General features: G+C 64.7%; 13 protein-coding genes and 1 tRNA gene. 7 read left to right on the top strand and 7 right to left on the bottom strand.

Annotation, left to right across the window (positions count from 1 at the left end; translation table 11 throughout):
* Position 1: 1 nt before the first annotated feature.
* The 6 genes from EAO78_RS17960 to EAO78_RS16035 form a co-directional block, all read right to left on the bottom strand.
* Positions 2–5221, bottom strand: a complete 5220-nt coding sequence (locus EAO78_RS17960; RefSeq protein ID WP_162498084.1) for a hypothetical protein — start codon at positions 5219–5221, stop codon at positions 2–4.
* Positions 5222–5449: 228 nt separating this feature from the next.
* Positions 5450–7249 carry an oligoendopeptidase F gene (pepF, locus tag EAO78_RS16015; RefSeq protein ID WP_122106795.1) on the bottom strand — a complete coding sequence of 600 codons (1800 nt, stop codon included), beginning with the start codon at positions 7247–7249 and terminating at the stop codon, positions 5450–5452.
* Positions 7250–7327: 78 nt separating this feature from the next.
* Positions 7328–7801, bottom strand: a complete 474-nt coding sequence (gene rimI / locus EAO78_RS16020) for a ribosomal protein S18-alanine N-acetyltransferase (protein ID WP_122106796.1) — start codon at positions 7799–7801, stop codon at positions 7328–7330.
* A gap of 56 nt (positions 7802–7857) precedes the next feature.
* Positions 7858–9465 (bottom strand): PAS domain-containing protein, encoded by a 1608-nt coding sequence (locus tag EAO78_RS16025; RefSeq protein ID WP_122106797.1) that lies wholly within the window; start codon positions 9463–9465, stop codon positions 7858–7860.
* Positions 9466–9544: 79 nt separating this feature from the next.
* Complete coding sequence (locus EAO78_RS16030) at positions 9545–12022, bottom strand: efflux RND transporter permease subunit (RefSeq protein ID WP_122106798.1); 2478 nt, start codon at positions 12020–12022, stop codon at positions 9545–9547.
* Positions 12023–13729 carry a COG1361 S-layer family protein gene (locus tag EAO78_RS16035; RefSeq protein WP_122106799.1) on the bottom strand — a complete coding sequence of 569 codons (1707 nt, stop codon included), beginning with the start codon at positions 13727–13729 and terminating at the stop codon, positions 12023–12025.
* A gap of 239 nt (positions 13730–13968) precedes the next feature.
* Between EAO78_RS16035 and EAO78_RS16040 the strand changes: the two genes are divergently transcribed.
* The 4 genes from EAO78_RS16040 to EAO78_RS16060 all read left to right on the top strand — a co-directional run bounded on the left by EAO78_RS16040 (position 13969) and on the right by EAO78_RS16060 (position 17100).
* Complete coding sequence (locus EAO78_RS16040; RefSeq protein ID WP_122106800.1) at positions 13969–14577, top strand: TetR/AcrR family transcriptional regulator; 609 nt, start codon at positions 13969–13971, stop codon at positions 14575–14577.
* A 73-nt stretch (positions 14578–14650) separates the two neighbouring features.
* Positions 14651–14723 (top strand) — tRNA-Arg (locus tag EAO78_RS16050).
* Between the two features lie 245 nt (positions 14724–14968).
* A complete protein-coding gene (locus EAO78_RS16055) occupies positions 14969–15991 on the top strand; it encodes a hypothetical protein (protein ID WP_122106808.1) in 1023 nt (340 codons plus the stop codon).
* Between the two features lie 71 nt (positions 15992–16062).
* A complete protein-coding gene (locus EAO78_RS16060) occupies positions 16063–17100 on the top strand; it encodes a restriction endonuclease (protein WP_122106801.1) in 1038 nt (345 codons plus the stop codon).
* Positions 17101–17115: 15 nt separating this feature from the next.
* Here the strand turns inward: EAO78_RS16060 and EAO78_RS16065 are convergent, their stop codons facing one another.
* Complete coding sequence (locus EAO78_RS16065; protein WP_122106802.1) at positions 17116–17985, bottom strand: DNA adenine methylase; 870 nt, start codon at positions 17983–17985, stop codon at positions 17116–17118.
* Positions 17986–18428: 443 nt separating this feature from the next.
* Here EAO78_RS16065 and EAO78_RS16075 point away from each other — a divergent pair, with 443 nt between their 5' ends.
* From EAO78_RS16075 to EAO78_RS16085, 3 genes are all read left to right on the top strand, one after another.
* Complete coding sequence (locus tag EAO78_RS16075) at positions 18429–19379, top strand: HTH domain-containing protein (RefSeq protein WP_122106803.1); 951 nt, start codon at positions 18429–18431, stop codon at positions 19377–19379.
* Positions 19376–20221, top strand: coding sequence for a DUF6036 family nucleotidyltransferase (locus tag EAO78_RS17965; RefSeq protein ID WP_162498085.1), 846 nt, complete (start codon positions 19376–19378; stop codon positions 20219–20221). Before EAO78_RS16075 ends, EAO78_RS17965 begins: the two co-directional genes overlap by 4 nt.
* A 431-nt stretch (positions 20222–20652) precedes the next feature.
* A complete protein-coding gene (locus EAO78_RS16085) occupies positions 20653–21651 on the top strand; it encodes an IS110 family RNA-guided transposase (RefSeq protein ID WP_122106805.1) in 999 nt (332 codons plus the stop codon).
* Positions 21652–21802 lie beyond the last annotated feature (151 nt).

Genomic DNA, 21802 nt, shown 5'->3' on the forward strand with positions numbered 1-21802 from the left:
GTTACACCTCCGTCAGGGTCAGATCGTCACGGCCGCCGGTCGGCCGCAGGACGAGCAGTCGGTAATCGTACGTCGTGTTCGGGTCGCGACTCCCGTCCTCGTACGTGGTCCGGTCGAGCCAGGGGCTCACGGGACGCCAGTCGTCCCCGTCGCCGCCGTGGGGGCGGCGGTGTAGCTGATAGCGGAGGTCCGACGGCGCTCCCGTGGCGGGGCTCCACGACAGCGTCACCGCGCCGTCGTCGACCGCGGGGTCCTCGTCGTCCCACGTCGGCGGATCCGGCGGCGAGCGGTCGAACGCCTCCGCGGACGCGACCGCGGTCGGCTCCGTGTACGCGCCGGACTCCCCGACCCCGACGACCCGATAGTACGTCGTCGTGAACGGTTCGACGTCGGCGTCGACCCACGCGAGCACGCCGTCCTCGACCGCCACCGCGCCGGCGGCCGCCGAGTCCCGTGGCGCGGCGGGGTCCGCAACCACCTCGGGTTCGTCGGCCCGGCGGAGATCCGTCGCCCGCTCGCGGTCACGAGACCGATAGACGAGCAGTCTCTCGAGCGTCGGATCGTCGACGCCCGCGATCCGCAGGGTGATCGCCCGGTCGTCGGGCGCGTCCGAGTCGGCGTGGCCGGCGGCGGCCTCGACGATCCGCGGTCGTTTCGGTGCCACTCCGCCGGCGGACCGGACCGGCATCGTCGGGTAGCTCATCGGCGGGCCGTCGGTCTCGCCGGCGTCGCTGCGGTTCCCGGCGTCGTCGACCGTGCCGACCCGATAGCAGTAGACGTTCCGTGAGCCGCCGTCGAACCGGTCGACCCAGGCGCACAGGTCGTCGTCCTGCTCGTCGTCGGGGTCGCCGTCCGGACCGACGCGGTCCGGGTGGTCGCTCGGCACGATCGCGTCGACGGTTCGCTGGGAGAAGGCCGCCTCGTTGCCCGGAAGCGCGGCGAGCGTGGCGAGCGTCGCCGGTCGGAGAAGCGCGGCGTCGGTGGACTCCTCGCCCGCGTCGCCTCCGTCGTCCCCGTCGCTCCCCCCGTCAGCGCCACCCGGGTCGCCCCCGTCGTCCGCGTCGGCTCCCTCGTTCGCGTCGCTTCCCTCGTCAGCGCCATCCAGGTCGCCCCCGTCGTCCAGGTCGACCGGCCTCCGGAGGCGACGATACGCCTCCATCGCCGTCTCCACGACCCCCTCGTCCGGGTCGGCCGCGTCGTTTCCATCGCCCGAAACGGCGTCCTCCGCGAGGGTCGTGAAGGCGTTCACCTCCGCGGCGATCGTTTCGCGTGCCGTCTCGGCCGCCTCGTCGTCGCCGCGGTAGGCGGGCGGGAAGAAGCGGTCGTGGGCCGGGTCGTCGGGGTCGAGCGAGCGCTCCGGGGCGTCGCCGTTGCCGGTGTTGTCGCCGTTCCCATCGCCGTCGTCCGCGGCGGCGAGCCGTCGTCCCCAGTCGGTCGCGAACAGCGTCTCGTCCAAGGCACGGAAGACGTGATAGCCGTAGTCGTCGCCGGCGTCCGCGTCGGGCTCCCACCGGACGGTGTACGCCGACTCGCCGTCGTAGTCCGGTTCGGTCGCGTGATGGAACGAGGCCGGCTCCACGGCAACCGACGGCGTCGCCGGCGTCTCGTGGAGGACCCTGGCGATCGTCGCGGTCGCGTCGACGGCGCTCTCGTGTCCGGCGTCGTCGACGGCCGTCACCGCGACGTCGGCGTAGACGGTCGGCATCGAGAGTGACGGCGCGAACGCCTCGCCCTCCCCGCTCGCGGGTGCGTCGACGAACGCCTCGTAGACGCGCGTCCCGTCGTCCGTTCCGGTGAGCCCGTCCGTGCCGGCCAGCGCGCTCGCGTCATCGTACGCGACCGTCGCAACGTTGGCGTCCCAGCTGTCGGGGTCCCGCTCGTCGTCCCACAGCGGGTGATCGATCCGGTACGGCAGGCGCTCGCCCGGCGTGGACGACGCGACCTCCCGGTCCAACACCAGTTCCGTCGGCCCATCGACGCGCGCGACGGTGTAGACGACGTCGTCGTCGACCGACCGGAACCGCTCGCCCTCCAACGCCTCGGTCCAGCCGGTGTCGTGACCGTCGACAACGGTTCCGGTCGTTCCGTCCACCGTCGCCGTCGACGCCGGGTCGACGGAGACCGTTCCGGCGTCGTAGTGGGCCGGAACCGAGACGGTACAGCGGTCCTCGACCGCCGGTTCCGATCGATCGACGTCGAGTGCTCCCCCGACCTGTGGGAACATCGCGACGACATCGGCTGCGCGGCCGCCCGTTTCGGGAACGAGTCCGTCCGCCTCGCCTCCATCGGTTGCCGTCTCACCTCCATCGGTTGCCGTCCCGCCGACGTCCGTCTCGTCCGAACCGCCGTCGGTCGCCGCTTCGTTCCCGCCCGGAACCGGCGGCCTAACCGTGAGCGTCACGCCATCGGCCGCCGCCGTCGCCGCTCGAACCGGAAACGCGGCGTCGTCGATGAGGAGCCTCGTGCCCGCGAGCGTCCCGGGATCGGGGTCGAACGCGTCGTCGAGATCGACCGTGACCTCGTAGCCGGTCGCGGTCGGATCGACGTCGAGCACCTCCCCGAGGAAGGCGTTCGTCCGGCCGGGCGAGACGTACAGATCGAAGGCGTCGACGTCGTCGGCGAGGTCGGCGTGTCCCGCCGGCCAGGTCCACCGGACCCGAATGCCGACCCGCTCGGGATCGTTCGCCCGCCAGGTTCGATACGCCTCGTCCCCCCTGACGTGGCGGTTCGCCGGGAGTTCGTCGGGGTCGGCGTCGACCAGTTCGCCGGGGTCGTCGTACGCGGCCGGATCGAGCGCGGCGGCCTCGACGGCGGCCGGCGACGGGGGCGAAGAGTCGTCCTCGACCCGGATCGCCAGGTCACGATGCGTGCTCTGCGCGGGCGTCGGCGGCTCGAGCGGCGCCGACGGGTCGGTCGTGTACCACGTCGCCGGCTCGCTCGCCTCGCTGAACCGCCCGAACACGTCGACGCCGACGACGCGGTAGCTGTGCCAGCCGTCGGCGAGGTCGCCGTCGGTCCCGTGTAACCGGACGTTCGGCCACCCCTCCGGCGTTCGCGGCGGGCCCGCCGGCGCGGTCGCGAGTATCGGCGTCGCGTCCGCGAGGAGATTCGCCCTCGATCTCGCCGTGATCGGGTCGTAGCCGGCGAGGTCGGAGTTCTCCTCCAGTCGCCACGGCTCGTCCCCGCTCCACCGCCAGAGGTGGTACTTGACGGGCGTCGCCACGTCCGGGGCGGTCGCGCCGAGGTCGTCCATGTCCCATCGGAGCCCGACGGCGTTCGCGGTGTCGGCCGTGACCGGCAGCTCGAACGCCATCGGTTCCTCGGGCGCCGGGAGCGGGTCGCCGTCGCTCCGGCTCACGTCGAAGGCGATGTACCGATCGAGGCCGGGGGTCGTCGGCGAGGAGGGAAGCCCCTCGAGCGCCGGCATCGCGTCCGCCCCCGTTCTCAACGGTGGGATCGCGTCGGCGTGATCGGCGACGATCATGTAGTCGTACGAGACGTCGTCGTCGATCGTGTCGTCGATCCAGTAGAGACCGAGCGCCTGTGCGGCCGCCGGGTCGGTGGCGGCCGTCAGGACGGCGTCGAGCGGGTTCTGCGTGGGAAGCAACGCCGCGGCGTCGTCGGTCGCCGCCGGGTGGATCAGGTAGCGGCGGGGCAGCGTCGCTCGGAGCCCGACCCGGCCGCGAAGGTGGAGCCGTTGGTCGGCCTCGTCGACCGACCCGATCCGGTGGGTGTGGTCCTCGTAGACCACGCAGTCGACGGGGTCGCCGTAGTACGGGCCGCTCACTGGCCGATCGAGTGTACAGATCTCGAGAGTCCGATCGCCGACCCGGAAGTGCGCAACGTCGACGATCCGATACAGCTCACGGTCGTCCTCGATGCGGATCCGGCGGCCGACCGTCGCGTCGTCCCAACCGGCGTTAGCGGTGAACACGTACGGCCGGCCATGGACCACGACCACGTCCGTGTGTGACCCCGTCGAGAGGCGGAGCCGCGATCCCACGAGGTCGGCCGTCCAGTCGGTGTTCCAGCCGTCGACCGCCGACCCGTCGGCGGTTCCACCGAAGACGGTCGGCCCGCCGCCGTTCACGACCGCTAGGCCGTCCGGAGCGCGAAACGCCGGCAGCGTCCGGTTCGCCATCCCGCCCCCACCGCCACCGCTTCCGCCCCCACCGCCGGAGCCCCCCTCGTCGACCAGAACCGAGAGCGTGTCGTGGAGCGAGGCGAACTCGTCGGCGAGGAGGTCGTACGCCAGGTCGCTGCCGCCGGTCCCGCGGTACGGCCGGGAGAGGACGAGTCTGGTGGACCCGTCGGGCGCTTCGCCGACGTCGGTGATCCCGTACGCGGTGGAGTCGCCGTCGATCCGCAGACAGTCACCGACGAGGTCGTCGTCGGGAGACAGATCGCTCGCGAACGCGTACGAGGAACCCGTCGAGACGGTGACCGTCCCCGCTCCGGAAGCGGACTCCTCGGCGTCGACGAGTCGATCGGGCGGGCCGTACTCGATCCGATCCCTCGCGATCGTCCGGGCCTCGTCCAGGTCGCCGATCGTCGTGCCTGCGCTGACGGGTGCGTAGTCGGGGTGAGAAAGCGGGAGACGGATCGGAGCCGGTGCGTTCGGAACGAGGCTCCACCCCCGATCGAGGGTCGAGGAGACGAAGTGTGGCGCGACTTCTGTCACGAACACGGGGGTTCGTTTCGGCTCGCCGCCGGTACAGGAGACGGCGTCGATGCGGTCGCCGGAGAGCCCGACTTGCCCGCCCGTCGTCTCCGTCTCGTCGACGACGCGGTCGTCGGTGAGCGCCCGTACGACGACCGGATCGCTCCCCTCGACGTCGACGGACACGTCGACTGCGTACGACGGCTCCGGCAGCTCGATCGGAACCGGATCGCTTCCGACCGGCATCACCGCATCACTGCCGTCGTGCTGGACGTGAAAGACGCGCTCGTGTTCGGGGAAACAGAACCGATGGCCCGCCTCCGTGTGTGCCTCGGTGAGGGGCTTTGCGGGGTCGTGATCCAACGCGGCGGTCAGCCGAACTCGCGGCCGCCGGGGCGCTTCCCGATGACGACGCCTGAAGAGGTAGTAGCCGCCACGGGGGAAGCCGCGGTGTGGGGGAAACGCCCATCGGAGGTGAATCCCGGGGGAAAGGTCGGGATACTCGTCGCGGGGCTGTGCGTCGCCGTCAACGCCGAGGGGTGTCAGTGCGAGGTGTGTCATGGGCCGGATCGCTCGGCATCGCCCGGATACAGCGATCGGGCGATCCCCACGGGCCGAGGACCGGACGCTGGAACACGAAACGACGCCTACGTTCTTCCTTCCGAAACTTTCGTGATAGTTGTCACGAAACGAGGGTTTAAATTCTTCGGTCAGTGGGGTGGTCGTATCCGTCGGTCGTCACGGAGAGGAGGACGCCGCCGGCCGAACGGTACTCGGTCGCCGTCTCGGCTACGCCAACTCGAGTAACGCCGCCACCTCGTCGAGGTAGTCGTCGTAGATCCCGACGGCGGACTCGATCGGGTCCGGCGAGGCCATGTCGATGCCGGCGAGATCGACGACCTCGAGCGGGTAGTCGGAGCCGCCCGCCTCCAGCATCTCGCGGTAGTCCGCGGCGGCGGGCTCGCCCTCCTCGAGCACGCGCTCGACGATCGCGGCCGCGGCTGAGATGCCGGTCGCGTACTGGTACACGTAGAAGTCGTAGTAGAAGTGGGGGATACGCTCCCACTCGCGTTCGATCCCGCCGCCCAGTTCGGCCGGCTCGTAGTAGTCGCCCTTCAGGTCGGCGTAGAGCTCGTCGAGGACGTCCGGCGTGAGCGCCTCGCCGGCCTCGACGCGCTCGTGGATCCGCCGTTCGAACGTCGCGAACATCGTCTGGCGGAAGAGGGTGGAGCGGAAGCGCTCGAGGTACTCGTCGAGCACGTGGGTCCGGAGCTCGTCGTCCTCGACGGTCTCGAGCAGGTGGTGGGTGAGCAGGGTCTCGTTGACGGTGGAGGCGATCTCGGCGACGAAGATGTCGTAGCTCGCGTCGTGCCACGGCTGTGCGTCGCCGGCGAGCTCCGAGTGCATCGAGTGGCCGAGCTCGTGTGCCAGCGTGTACATCGAGGCCACGTCGTCCTGGTAGTTCATCAGGATGAACGGCTGGGTGTCGTAGGTGCCCGAGGAGAACGCGCCCGAGCGCTTCCCGCGGTTCTCGTAGACGTCGACCCACCGACTCTCGAGCCCCTCGGCCATCCGCTCCTGATACGCCTCGCCGAGCGGCGCGACCGCCTCGACGGTCCACTCGACCGCCTGGTCGTACTCGATATCGGGACCCTGGTCGCCAGTCAGCGACATGTAGAGGTCGTGGCTCTCCAGCGTGTCGACGCCGAGCGCCGCCCGTTTCAACTCGGCGTGTCGGTGGAGCGTCGCCAGGTTGTCGTCGACCGTCTCCACGAGCGTGTCGTACACCTCGACGGGGACGTTCGAGCCGTCGAGGGCGGCCTCGCGGGCGGTGTCGTAGTCGCGGATCCCCGCGCTCGCGACGTGTTCGCGGACCGCCTTCTCCAGGCTCGTCCCCACGGTGTTGCGGACGTTGGCCCACTCGTCGTAGAACGTCTCGTGGACCCGGCGGCGGAAGTCGCGGTCCGGGTTCGTCTGGAGCTTCGTGAAGTTGGCCTGGGTGATCTCCATCTCCTCGCCGTCGGGATCCTCGACGACGCCGTAGGTCATGTCCGCGTTCGTGAGCATCGAGTAGATCTCGCTCGGGGCGCTCGTGACCTCCGAGAGGTCCGCGAGCACCTCCTCGACCTCCGCCGACCGCGTGTGCGGTTTGGTCCGCAACACGTCGTCGAGATAGTGTTCGTACTCGGCGAGGCCGGGTTCGGCCTCGAGGAACGCCGCGACGTCCGCCTCGGTCAGCGACTGGAGCTCCGGCCGGAGGTACGAGATGGCGCTCGAAGCCTCCGACTGGAGCGAGGACGCCTTCGCCGACATCGCCTGATACTCCTGGTTCCGGGTGTCCTCCGCGCTCCGGAGCTGCGCGTACGCCGCCACCGCCGACAGCTCGCGGAACACCTCCTCGCGGAGCCGCAGCAGTTCGAGGAGGGTCTCGGGTTCCTCCGTGACGCGTCCCTCGTAGGCACCGAGCTCGTCGATCCGTCCCTCGACCTCCTCGTAGGCGGCCGCCCACGCCTCGTCGTCGGCGAAGACGCTCGCGAGGTCCCACTTGTACGCCTCGTCGATCTCGGACCGCTCGGGAACCGAACTCATACGCTCCCGTCGATCCCCTCGGCACTAAGCCTTGTCAAGACGGAACCGACCCTTCCGGATGGACGGCGCGCCGACGGTTCACTCGCCTCGGACCCACTCCGCGAGATCGACCACGAGGACGAGCGCGTCCTCGCCGTCGCGATAGTACCGGCTCGCCCGCCGGATCGGCTCGAACCCCTCGGTCGCGTACAGCGACCGGGCGGGGTCGTTTCCCTCACGGACCTCGAGTTTGGCGACCGCCGCCCCGACGGTCCGAAGTCGGGCGAGCCCGGCGCGCAACAGCGCCCGACCGATCCCCTCGCCCCGGACGTCCGGGTGGACGGCGAGGTCCTTGACGTGGCCGATGTCACGACCGGCGTTCGGGGTGACGTCCGCGACGAGGTACCCCACCACCGCCCCTTCCCGCTCGGCAACGAGGAACGTCGGCTCGTCGACCAGCCGCTCGAAGGCGTCGTACGGCCAGGGATCGGAGAAACACTCGCGTTCGATCCGGAGCACCGCCAGGAGGTCGGCACGCTCGACCGGTCGGATCGTCACCTCGGCGGGGGTCACGTGTCCGCTTCGGGAGCGCCCGAAATAAACGCGACGGGCTGGCCGCCGCGACGGGCTCACCGCTCGATCCACGGCTCCGCGGCGTCGACGGTCCTCGGCGTCGGCGCGCGAACGACGAACCGAGCTCCGCTCGGGATCCGGTCCGCGACCTCCGGGTCGGCTTCGATCGCCGACTCGGGATCGACGACTGCGATCTCCCAGCCGTGTGCGACGACGATCTCCCGAACGATGTCGAGGCCGTAGCCGGTCCCGTCGGCTCGCGTGGTGAACCCCGACTCGAAGACGTCCGATCGGTGTTCCGACGGGATCCCGGGGCCGTCGTCGGCGACGACGATCCCGCGGTCGGTCGCACTCACGACCACGGTGAGCGCGTCGGTTCCGGATTCCGGCCGGCTTTCCGTGGAACCGTGTTCCACGCTATTCCGAAACAGGTTCTCGAACGCCTGCCGGAGCCGGCCGCGATCGCCGCGGATCCGTGCGTCGACCGGGACGACGAGCGCCGCCGTCTCGCTGCCGGCGGTTCCCCACGCGTCGCGGGCGACGCCCTCGAGTGAGAACTCGGTCGGCTCGTCGATCCCGGTGCCCTGTCGGGCGAGCGTCAGGAGTTCGCTGATCAGCTGTTCGATCCGATCCGTCGCGCGCTCGCCGCGCTCCAGCGGTTCCGTGTCCTCCTTCAGTCTCGCCATCTCCATCGACCCGCGGATCACGGAGAGGGGGTTCCGGAGGTCGTGTGAGACGATGCTCGCGAACCGGTCGAGCCGCTCGTTTCGGTCGGCGAGCCGACGCTCGCGCCGCTTCCGCTCGGAGACGTCTCGCGAGTTGATAACCAGCCGGCCGACCGCGGCGTCGTCGGGGAGCGCCCGGGCCCGCGACTCGAGCCAGACCCAGTCGCCCCCGGCGGTTCGGTACCGGTACTCCATCGCGTCCGCGCGTTCGGGGTCGGCGAGCGCCTCGTAGAACGCCGCGGTGACCCGCTCACGGTCGTCGGGATGGACGTACCCGAGCGGGGATCGCCCGACGAGCGAGCCCTGCTCGTAGCCGAGCACGTCCTCGACCGAGGGGCTCTCGTACCGCACGCGGCCGTCCGCGTCGACGACGGTGACGATGTCGGTTCCGTACTCGAGGAACTCGCGGAACCGCTCGGGAAAGGTCCGGTCCACGTCGACGCGACGGACGGTGACGACGCGTCCGCCGAACTCGGGGGCGAGGTCGTCGTCGACGACCGACTCGACCCGGGCGTATCCGCCGTTCGCGCGCCGGATCCGATGCGTGACCCGCCGCTCGGACGCGACCGCGGAGAGGGCGTCCGAGACGTCGGTCCGATCGTTCGGGTGGACGTACTCGAGGAAGTTGCCCCCGCGGAGCGTCCCGCGATCCTCGCCGAGGAACGACGGCATCGACGGCCCCGCGAACAGCACCTCGCCGTCGACGGCGACCGCGGCGAGGAAGCGGTCCGGGTCCGAGGGGAACGCGCTCGGCGTGTCGGCGCGGACCGACGCCTCCGTTGGTGCGTCGCTCGCGGGCGTCTTCGAGGCCGTCGGATCCGGACGGTCCTCGTCCCGGCGTCGCGGGCCGTCCGCGGCGGCATCGGGGTCGACGTCGACGCTCGGCGCGGCGGCATCGGCGTCGGGAGTGGATCGTCGACCGGAGGGATACGGCTCCATCTCTTCCTCGGGAGTTCGACCCTCGAGAAGTAAACCCGTTCGCCCCGATTATCCGATTTGATATCCAAGGGGGAGCCGGTCACGCCTCGACGACCGGATCGGCCGATTCGGCGGCCGACGAACCGGACCGGACCCGGTCCCAGAGGAACAACGCGGGCGGGAGCGCGACCACGGAGATGACGAACGAGTAGAGCACGCTCAACGCGATCAGCGCACCGAAGTCGCCGAGAACGGGCGTGATCGCGAGCGCGAGCGCGCCGGTGCCGAGCGCCGTCGTGAGCATGCTTCCGGTCAACGCGCCGCCGGTACCGGTGAGCGTCGTTCGCAGCGAGGCCGCCACGTCGTCGTTCTCGCGGTACTCGTCGATGAACCGGGCGGTGATGTGGACCGAGTAGGCGATCCCGATCCCGATCGCGATGGAGAGGATCGTCGCCGTCAGCGCGTTGAGCGGATAGCCGAGAAAGCGCATCGTTCCCACGAGCGACGTGACGGCGATCGTGATCGGGAACACGTTCACGATCCCGAGCATCGGCATTCCCTCCAACACGCCGTAGGTGATCACGAGGAACACGCCGCTCAGCCCGACCGCGAGCAGGAGTCCCTGTATCGCGGAGTCGAAGATGATCGCGGTGATCGCGTCGAAGACGACGATCTGTCCCGTGGCGGTGGCCGCGTACCGGTACCGCTCGGCCTGTTCGCGGCCGTCGGCGGATATCTCGCTCTGTGTCGCCCCGCTCTCGACGGTGTACTCGACCTGCGCGCCCCGGCGGTCGTCCGTGAGGTACTGGCCCGCCCGCGATCCCGCCGGGGAGTCGAACAGCTCCGCGTAGATCCGGTCGAGATTGCGGTCGGGGATCCCGTTCCCGTCCAGGTCGTTGCGGGCGACGAGCGCGGCGAACTCCTCGTCGCTTTCGGCGTGTGACTGGATGACCGTCACGATGCTCGTCGTCTCCGCACGCCCCCCCTCGCCGACCGCCAGCGTGTCGGGCGGGTCGTCGGTGGGTTCCGCGAGCGCCTCCAAGGCGTGGTCCTCCTCGAAGGGCCCCTCGACGTACACCGTGAGCGACGCGTCCTGGCTCGCCGCGAACTCCTCCTCGAGCAGGTTCAGCGTCGCCGTGACGGTGTAGTCGCCGGGCGCGAACGGCTCGGGAATGTACTCGACGTAGCCCGGCTCCTCCTCGGGCGGGAGGAAGTCCTCCTGTTCGAACGTGGTGTCGACGCCCGCGCCGTACGCCCCCAACCCGCCGCCGACGAGCAGCAGGAGGACGACGAACAGCGCCGGCGCGCGCTCGCCGACGGTGACGGAGACGGCCAGGAGCCGACCGAGCGCGGAGTCTTCGGAGGCGATCGGGGTGGTACCGAACTCCGGCACGCCGTACCGCTCCCTGAGCCGGTCGAGCTCGAGTTTCGCGGCGGGCAGGAACAGCCCGAAGATGAGGAACGTGAAGACGATCCCGACCGCCGAGACGATCCCCAGGTTCCGGATCGGGTCGAGGTCGGAGGTCACGTTCGCGCCGAAGCCGAACACCGCGGTCACCGTGACGATGACGAACGCGATCGCCAGCTGGTCGGCCGCGGTCCGCATCGCGGGCACCGCGTCGTACCCCTTGACCGTCTCCTCGCGGTATCGGTTGACGAAGTGGATCCCGAAGTCGACGCCGACCGCCAGAAGCAGCACGGGGACGGCGATCTGCTGTTGGTCGAACGGGATCCCCGAGAAGCCGAGGAAGCCGAACGTCCAGATCAGCGTCATCAACAGCGCGAACAGCCCGAGCGCGAGGTCGATCGGGTCCCGGTAGGCGACGACGAGGAACCCCAACAACAACACGAGGACGATGGGCATCACGATGAGCAGCGAGTCGGCGATGATCTGACCGGTCTCGGCGTTGATCACGCCGGACCCGAACGCTCGGATGTCGGCCGGTTCGTCGCTCGCCAGCGACTGAACGTCGGTCTGGATCGACTGGAGGTCGTCGAATCCCTCCGGCACGTCGTGCGAGACGACCGTGATCGTCGTCGACGCCGACGCCTCGCTCGGGTTGAAGTCGTCGGAGACGCCCCTCGAGAACCGAGGATCGTCGCTCAGTTCCCGGACGACCCGTCTGAACTCCGTGTCCGTCGTCCCCGCGACCGCCCGCCGCATCTCCGCGGGCGTCTCCGCGGACGGGTCGATCGACCGGGCGATCACCGTCGCGGGGCCGTTGGCCGACCCCATCCGGAGGTCCTCGCGGGCGTCGATCCGCTCCAACAGCCGCAGCATCGTCAGCGTCTCCTCGCGGGTGAGGACGTCGTTCCCGTGATGGATCAGCTGTGTCGACTCCGACTCCGCCTCGAACGGCTCGTCGAACTCGCGGTCTATCGCGTCGAGCGCCTCCTGTTCGGGGAGGTCCTCGGAGAACCCCTCCGTCGGCTCCGTCTGCGTCTCGATGGCACTCATGCCGCCGGCGAACGCCGCGGTCACGAGGAGGAACGCGAGGACGACGGCTCGCGGCCGCGAGACGATGACCCCGTTGAGTCGCGTGGTGGCGTGCTCGACCCACCGGCCGGCTCGACTCATCTACTCCCTCTGTGTGAGGTAGATCCCCGCGCCGAGGACGGCGACGAGCGCGAGAACGCCGAGCACGAGCGGGACGGTGCCGATCCCCGAAAGCCGCGAACTCTCCTCCGCCTGGACGACGGTCACCGGCACGCGAGTCGTGTCCGACAGCTGGCTGTTACCGTCCGCATCGTCGTACCGGAAGTCGAACGAGACGGGGTACGTCTTCGCGACCCCCGACGACTCCGCGGAGAGGTCGAACGTCATCGTCGTCGACTCGCCGGGCTCGAGCGACGCGGCGAACGCCTCGTCGTCGTCGCTCTCGAGGGGGCTGTCGGCGAACAGTCGCGCCTCGACGTCCGTGACCGTCTCGTCGAGGTTGTTCGTCACCTCGACGTCCATCTCGACGCTTCCACCGGCTTCGACCTCGCGCTCTTCGACCTCGAGACGGAACTGGTCCCGCTGTGGCTCGACCGAGTAGAGGAGCTCGACGTCCTCGTACGCGCGCGGCTCGTTCTCGTCGTTACGGTACTGGACGACGAGGTCCGACGAGCGGTCGATCGGCTTCGCCTCGCCGTTGATCTCCAGGGGGAACCGGAACGACCCGGACTCGCCGGCCGCGAGCGTCCCGACCGCCACCGCGGACTCGCGCGGGATCACGTTCGACGACCCGCCCGCGAACCGGACGACGACGTTCCGCGCCTCGTTCGGTCCCTCGTTCGTCACGGTCCCGTACACGGTCCCCTGCTCGCCGACGTAGAGGTCGGACTCCACGTCGTCGACGCCGAACCGCTGTTCGGGTCGCGGCGTCACGCCGACGGAGGGCCCCTCGTCCGCGCGTTCGTACCCCTCCGGCGTCTCGAAGGTCACCGTCCCGTCGAGGAGGTACTCGCGCACCGACGCCCCCGGCGTGAATCCGACGTCGTACCGGACGGTCCGCGTCTCGTTCGGCGCGATCTCGTCGATCCTCGCCGTGTCGCTGGAGCCGCCGCCGATCCCGACCTGCGGGCTCGAGGACTCCAGGACCACCGTGAGGTCGCGCGCGGCGTCCGCGCCGACGTTCCGGACCTCCGCCTCGACCGTCCCCTCCCCGCCGACCGTCGCGTCGGTCGTCGCGTTCGTGATCTCGAAGCGCGCGTCGTCGTCGACCTCGACGTCGACCTCGGTCGAGAGCGTTCGCTCGCGGTCGATGGTTACCCCGCCCGACTGCTGGTAGGTGTAGGAGTACTCGACCTCGACGTCGATCGTGTAGGTGCCCTCGTCGACGTCCTCGGGGACGCTCACGGCGATCGGGGCTTCTCCCGGCCTATCCTCGGTGACCGATCCGATCGCGAGCGTCCCGGTCTCGACCGTCAACGGCGTTTCCTCGGCGTCCGCCTCGACCCGAACGTTTCGCGCGGTCGTGACCACGGCGCGCGCCTCGGACGTCCCCAGGTCCAGATCGCCGTCGTTGGTGACCTGGAGCGGCACCGTGTTCGTTCGGCCCGGAGTGAGCGTCGGATCCGACGTGCTGACCGCCAGATCCGGAGACCCGCGGATGAGCCCGCCCGACTGCTGGGGCGTCACCGCCGAGCCGCCGGGGTTCGTGGCCTCTCCCCCCGAGCCCGCGTCGAGCGGGGCGGACGCGGTCGCGCCGCTGCCCGTTGCCGCCGCGACGGCGAGTCCCGCCGTCCCGCTCGTCAACAGCGTCACCGAAACGAGCGCGACGAGGACCGTCCGTGCGTTCATGCGCCCCTCCGAGCGCCGGCCGCGGGCGATCGGCGGCCTCTCCCTCGATGCAGTCTGGTCCGATCGGCCGGTCGGTCCGGGCGATATCCCCGGGTTTCGGACCGAACGCCGGCGTGATACTGCGTCTGCTTCACGGTCTAACGTGAATCCACGAATCAATAACACCTTTGTTTTTGGGTTCGTACTGCCGCCGTGATCAAACGGAAAGACGCTCCGATCGCCCGAGCGAGGACGCGGTCATGAGTCGATTCTCCGAGTCCGAGCGCGACCGGATCCGCACACAGCTCGTCGAGGACGGCAGCGAGCTGTTCGCCCGGTACGGGTTCGACCGAACCCGGATCAAGGACGTCACCGAGTCGGTCGGCATCGGCACCAGCACGTTCTACCAGTTCTTCGACTCGAAGGAGGCGCTGTACGTCGCGGTCCTCCACGCCGAGCGGGAACGGCTCGAGTCGCGCATCGACGAGGCGGTCTCCGGAGCCGACACGCCCCGCGAGGAGGTGGAGACCATGCTTCGGACCACCCTTCGGGAGGTCCGGTCCAACCCCCTCGCCTCCCGGCTGATCGTCGAGGGCGAACTCCAGCTGCTCTACGAGCAGCTCTCGGAGACGGAGCGGCAGTCGATCGGCCCCGACGCCCGCGAGACCGAGCTCCCCTACGCCAGCCGCTGGGCGGCGATGGACGAGGTCCGGTACGACGACCCCGACCTCATAAGCGGGCTCCTCCGGTCGCTGATCTTCGTCACCCGCGCGCAGGACTCCCCGATCGGCGCCCTCGCCGTCTCCGAGTACGAGGCGGTCGAAACCGCCCTGATCGAGACGATCGTCGACGGGCTGTTCGTCGACTGAGCCGTCCCTCCTGGCCGCCCTCCACGACGAGAGTCAGAAGCGTTAAACGCCCGCCCGAACGACGGACTCGTGAGGGCGCGTAGCTCAGCGGACAGAGCACTTGGTTCCGGACCAAGATGCCGCGGGTTCAAATCCCGTCGCGCCCGTCATAGTTTCTGACGGGGCAGATTGGCACGACGGCGGCCGGATGTATATAAGGCGAGCCCCCAGTGACGGTTTCGAGTTCGTCACGCAGCATGACGGGGGTCGTTGCCTTCGTGCGGTTCGTGAAATACACGTGACGGAGTCGAGGTAAAGTCCTTTGGGTGGTTGATGCCATCGGACTAGCCTGCCTATTTTAACTGATAATCATCGAGAAAGATATTTCACCGTAGTGGATGACATCAACTTGATGTATCGGTTCACCCCGGACGAGATCGATCACGAGCGAGCCCACCACCAAGCGGTCATTCAGGGAGCCGACGACCTGGACGTGAAGCGGATCGGTAACCTCGGTGAGCTCGCGTTCGAGCAGTTCTGTCGCGAGTACCTCCCCGTCGAGATGTGGGAGTGGGAAAACGAGGAGGCGATCCGGCGGTGTAACCCCGAGAGCTTCTCCGGACACGATTTCGAGGTGTTCGGCTACACGGTCGACGTGAAGTCCTCACGGGACGTCTCTGCCTTTCTTCCAGAGTCGCTCGTCGAACGGGACCCCGACGACGACATCGTGGTGATGGTCTGGCACCGGGACAACGAGGACAGTCTGATGCTACTCGGGTGGGAGCGCCTCGAGACGCTGAAGTCGAAGGTCGAAACGGAGGCGGCCTTCTCTGGCGACTCCCCGGAAAAGCTCGATCACCTTGCGGCGCGACCGATGAACGAACTGCTCGATCTCGGGCCCAACACCGCCCACATGAACCAGAAGCCGGAGAATCCGTTCTCGCCGGGGGATCGGGTGGTGAAGGCAAGCGACGCGGAGCCATCGGTGGGGATCGTCATTGAGGTGTTGCCGCCGGAACAGAACACTGGGGCATTCGGGCACGAAATGGACGGGGAAGCGGTGCGGGTCGCGTTCCCGAGTTCGCTCGACGATGGACCGGGTGGATGGCGCGACTACCATCCCGCGATCCTCGCGTCGTACTGTGACGACCAGGATGTCAAGCTCTGGACGTACAAACATGAGAACCTCGCATTCGCGGAGAATTCATATGTGATGGGTGACAAGGTAATCAAAACCAGCCACAACGATCCGAACGTAGCCGTCGTGGTCGAAGGCTCCGAGGAGCGCAGCGATGACAACGTAACAGTCGCATTCTTAGGTGACTTCGAAGAGGAGGATGTCTCGCCGGGGGAGCTTACAAAGCACTGTGAGGAGAATGGAATCAAGTGCTACACGTACGAGTATTCGGAGCTAGATTTCTCAACCAAAGATTGATCCAGCCGCTGTAACATACTGGTCGCTTTGGCGAGAGGATTTTTATTCAGCCGTGAGAACTTCGATCCTGAATGAGAGTATCGACGGCAAAAGAGGAACTGCTTGATAAGGGGTTACAGATTGACCACGAGCAGTTTGAACAGCTCTGTAAAATGGTGATCGAGCGTGCGGAGCCAACTCGTGAACTTGAGCTAACGCCATTCCGTGGCGATGGTGGAATTGATATTCACGCGGTCATCGATCGAGAACTGTTCCACGCACGGCTTGGCATTCAAGCGAAGCAATATGCTTCTGGAAACACAGTCGGAGCCCGCACCCTCCGCGGATTTAAAGGCGCACTCTCAGAGCAACAGTATCACATCGGAACGGTGATCACAACGTCCTCGTTCACTTCTGGCGCCGAGACAAGCGCAAACCAAGATTTCATTCGGTTGATCGACGGTGACCGGCTCACGGACATCATGATCGAGAGCAGTATCGGCGTCGTTACAGACGACGAGTCATACGAACTCGATCCCACGTTCTGGAGCGCGTTCGAGAAGCCGGAGCGCACCGATACGATTCCGTCACTAGAAGTACCACAGGCGGACAACTTTGATGTGATACGCACTGTCATCCAAGCAGTTGGAGTGGGTTCCGACACTAAACCCAATATCGCAGACTACGTCCGAAGACAGACAGATACGGACTCGTTTGATCCGAGGCAAGCGGATTATTACGGTATTGCCGCGTGGCTTCTCCAGTTTCTCCACAAAGAACAGGAGGTCGAAGTCGACAACCACACGATCCGCCGTTGGGGACTCACTCGCCTCGGTGAGGAATACCTCACGTACCTCGATCGTGGCAATCGAGAATCCGCAGATGATCTTCTCACACAACAGATCCGTGATGTCGAGATCATCTCCCGCGTATACGCTCAGCTGGAAGTAGACGATACTCTCTCCCGAAGTGATATTACGGAGATCCTCGCTGCCGAAACAGATCTCTCGGACTCAACCACTCGTCGACGTGCCCGCACCGTCGGACAGTGGCTCGTTCGCCTTCCAGAAATCACTACGAGCGGTCGAGGAGCCCAGCAACAATACGTTCTAGCCTCGACGCCACGCTGAGGGATTTTCGACGACTCATTCTGTAAAGTCGGAGAGGGTCTTTCGCCGTTGCTCATCTGGTGGAACGTTTGTAATGAGTACTTCCGAGACTTCCCCACGACTGCTGGCATCACTATTTATCGCACGAGTGGCGTCTACGTACCTGACCGAGAACGCGTCGTAGCCCTCGTATAATTCTACAACCGGCGGCGAATTAGAGAGAATCACGGAAACACCCATCTCTGTGAGCTCTATGACGACATCACGAAGCCGCCGTTGGTCCTCTCGATCGAATCCAGTCGCCTGATATGAGTTGAAATCCGCGGTTTTCGACACCGGTTCGTACGGCGGATCAAAATACACAAGATCGCCACTAGAAGCCTCATCGACGACATAGCTGAAATCCGTATTAAAAACTACTGTGTCTTGGAGGACACGTGATGCCTTCCGAATCCGCTGCTCTTGTACCCAATCTGGATTTGAATACCGTCCGAAAGAGACGTTGAATTCGCCGTCACTGTTCTCCCGGTACAATCCGTTGAAACACGTCCGATTCAAGTATAATAGTAAGCTCGCCTCTCGAACCCTCTCGTCCTGTGTTAGAGTCGACTGAGTAAGGAGCGTATTGAACTCCGAGCGAGCGTCGTAGTAGTATTCCTCCGTATGCTCGTGTGTTTTGTTCTCGGCAATGAGGGCGTCCGGTTGGTCTCGAACGATCTCATAAAACGTTGTTAACCGCGTGTTCAGATCGTTTATCGTCCCATCGTCAGGATCCTGATGAAAAAAGACAGCGCCACCTCCTACGAACGGTTCGTGATACGCCTCATATGAGATCGGAAACTGCGCTGTGATCTCTGAGAGAAGCTGGCGCTTCCCACCCGCCCATTTTAAGATCGGCTCCACCATTCAAGATAGAGTTCCTCGGTATTAGCAAAAAACTGTCTCGTTGGACTTCTCTCGTCTTCTGTCGTGCCTGGTAGAAGACTGTGTTCTCTCGTCCCCCAAACGCCTTCCTAATGAGTCGCGCCTTTCTGAGCCGTCGCCGTCCGTATACGACGACGGCGATCTCCGCGTTCTTCAAGTCAAATGGCCGTGAAGCCGATCTAGCTTCTCTGACCGGTTCACGAAATCTCTCATAGCGCTGATTTAGAGGGTACCGAATAAAATACTCTGAATAATCATATTCTGAAATATCATATCTCGGAGTACCAGTGATCGAGAATTCTACTAAATCAAAATTAGAATAGATCCGAGATCAACCAGATACGGCGCCAATCATATTAGAAATTCTACCTTTCGTCTCAAATCGCAAAACTGTTTTATAATCTACTTGCGTTATTTGAGACAATATGATATCTGTGAGTCACTTGCGGGTAATCTCTCAGCTCATAGATGGGGGTGACCCGGAAGTGAGTATCAGCACACTCGCTGACCAACTCGAGTGGAGTACCAGTCACGCCTCACGGGTTATCACCGAATTAGAAGCCTACGGCTGCGTCCAAACCAAACAAAGCGGTCGAGAAAAGCTGGTTTCTCTTACTGAAATCGAACCGATAGAGCAGCTCGAAGGACTCCTCACGGAATATCGCCATATGGACCTACCGGCGCTCATCGCTGGCTCCGGATTACAAATCCTCTATTATCTTGACCGAGGACGGACGGCTACCGAATTAGCCGAGCGAAGTGGCGTTAGTCGGGCAACAGTCTACCGCCGGTTAGATGATCTCCAGCTAGTCGGTGTCATCGGGAAATCGAAATCTCGGTACCGTCTCAACGAGCCATTTACCGTATTGGCCTCGATCGCACGAGGACTGTTCCATCAGAAGCATCGCCGTGAAACAAGAGAGCACGTTGTTGGACTCAATTTCCTCTGGGAAACACACGACGAGTATCTCTTTGCGTGCGACAGCGACATCAGCACTGAAGAATTTCATCTGACCGGACCAGCACTGTTCGGTGAGTTCGGCGTTCCACTGCTCACCCGTGACCGCCGCCACTACTTCTGGACAGATCGACTCACAGAGGTTGACCCTGTTGAGCTAGTATGCCATACTCTCTTAATCGATGATGGCTCTCGGTACCGAACGTACTGTCTGTTACTGATACAGAAACAGGATATCGATCGAACGGAACTGCGAGAGCGCGCTGAACACTATCACCCTGAGGCGACGATCGATTTACTCACTATCGTCGACGGTCTCATTGAATACTTGGAAACCAGCGGAGAAACGACGGCTGAGCACCTCCCCGAATGGGAAGAGTTCAAGCAAACAGCTAGGGAGTATGAGGTCACTCTATGAGCTCTCGTGAACGATTCGGCCGTGGTTATATCGAGGCCGAACTTCGGAAGATCGCGGATCACCTCCAAACAGAGGTGGAGGCGTATCTCATCGGTGGTGGCGCGATGGCACTTCACCAGCCGTCTCTCAAGGACACGACCAAGGATATCGATCTCGTTGTTGTGGATGAGACGGCTCTCAGCCGCCTGATGGGCGTACTCGACGAGCTCGGCTATGAGGAGGTCACCGATCTCGATGACGAGTACGATCGGCTGGGCGCACGCCATTGCGTACGGAACGATGCCGGTTGTCAGTTCGACGTCTTTTATCGCCAGATCGCCGATAAGCTGTTCTTCAGCGACGGGATGCAAGCACGGAGCCAACAGTTTCTCTCTTCGGAGTACTTCTCCGTCGGCCTCGTCTCGTTCGAGGATATCTTCCTGTTCAAATCCGTGGCAGAGCGCCCAGACGACATCGGTGATATGGCTACGCTCGTCCAAACGGAACTCGACTTCGACGTCATATCAGACGAACTCGAACGCCAAGTAGAGCTCTTGGGCGGGGAGTTCTTCGTCACGGTTGTCTCTGCGTCTCTGGAGCGACTCGATGAGACCGAAGGTATCCAAACGCCACTTGATGATGTCGTTCAGGATTACTATCAGCGGTACATGGAAGGATACGAGCTCCGGATACAGTTGGACGAGGAAGAACCCAAATCCGTGAGCGAACTAGCCGCTGAGTTGGGCGTTTCAGAAGAGGAGATCGAACGTCGATACGAGTATCTCCATCAGTACGGATTCGCCGAGCGAACTTCTGAGGGAATTCGGGATACGGGCAAGCACGACGAATTTACGCGATCGTAAGTAGATCCATTTTACCAACCCTACATCGACCAGATCTATCAATAATTTCCAACAGAAAATACACTACAAGTCCTGCTCAACCCCTACAAGTGTATTCTACGGGGTGTTATTACACTTATCTGCGTTCGGAACGTGTTTAATTGTAATGATCCACTCTGTCTTTGGTTCAACAGAGTGCTTCAGTTGAACGTCTTCGCTGGCTCTGTTGACTCGATGGAAACGCTGCTACGCCATGAGAGCGTGAAACAAGACATGGGGCGCAAGAGACCGACGGATTTCACGTGCCACAGAGCACGTTCTGTTGACTGGTCCGTGTGCGAAAGAAGTCGAGTCATGGGCGCTACAGCCCGGATGCCGCGCCCCGCGGCATCCGGGAAAGCCCGAATAGGTGAATCTCTGCTTCACGCACTGGCGTCCCGGGTGAACGAACCATGTACCTCGGAATCGACGTCCACAAACGGTACGCACAGGTGGCAGTGATGGATGAGGCTGGGACGATCGTCGAAGAGGTTCGCGTCGAAAACGCGAACCTCGACGAGCTCGCCCAGCGGTACGCCGGCGCACAAGCCGTGCTTGAGGCGACCTCCAACTACTACCACATCCACGATACGCTGTCCGAGCACTTGGATGTGACCGTCGCTCATCCCAAAAAGATCACCCAGATCGCAGACTCCGACAAGAAAACCGACCGCGTGGATGCGAAAGAACTCGCGCGGATGCTCCGATTGAATTCGGTGCCTGAAAGCTACGTACCGACCGAGGAGGTCAGGGAAGCCCGCGCACTCGTGCGCGGGCGACAGACCTTGGTCGAAAACCGTACCAAGTACGCCAACAAGATCCATGGACTCCTCTCTGATCACGGCATCACTGACGACGTGAAACCACTGAACCTAAAGGGGCGAGAGTCCCTGCGGGAACTCTCGCTCCCGGTCCCATGGGACACGTTACTTGAGTCGTATCTCGACCTGATCGAGTCACTCACCGAAGAGATTCAGAAGCTCGATAAGACGATCGAAGAGCGCGCTGGGTCTCTGAAGGAGACCCAGCTGCTGATGACGATTCCCGGTGTGAGTTACTACACCGCGCTGACGATCTACGCAGAGCTAGGCGGGATCGACCGGTTTGACGGTGACAAGGAGGTCGTCAGTTACGTCGGATTGAACCCGGTGATCCGCGAGTCAGGCGACTCGCGGATCGAAGGGAGCATCTCGAAACGTGGATCAGGTCGTGTGCGATGGCTGCTCGTCCAAGCAGCAAACACCGCAGTTCATACCAGTAACGACGAGTATCTGAGCCGGTTCTACGACCGGTTAGCAAGCCGGAAGAACTCACAAAAAGCGATCGTGGCAGCAGCTCGGAAGATGCTGGTATCGATCTACCACATGCTTGATCGGAGAGAAGTGTACGATCCACCTGGTGTGACCGCGTAGACGACGGATCTGAGGGCCGCCGGCTAGTGATAGTCATAACTTTTGAATAGATAGAAAGCGATCTATCCATGACTTTGCGAAGCTTATCCGATCGGCGTAGTCGTGAAAGATCGAACAGATCAGTTCTCGATACGTTTCAAGATCTGACGCG

Source organism: Halobellus captivus (assembly GCF_003697845.1).
Classification (GTDB): Archaea; Halobacteriota; Halobacteria; order Halobacteriales; family Haloferacaceae; genus Halorubrum; species Halorubrum glutamatedens.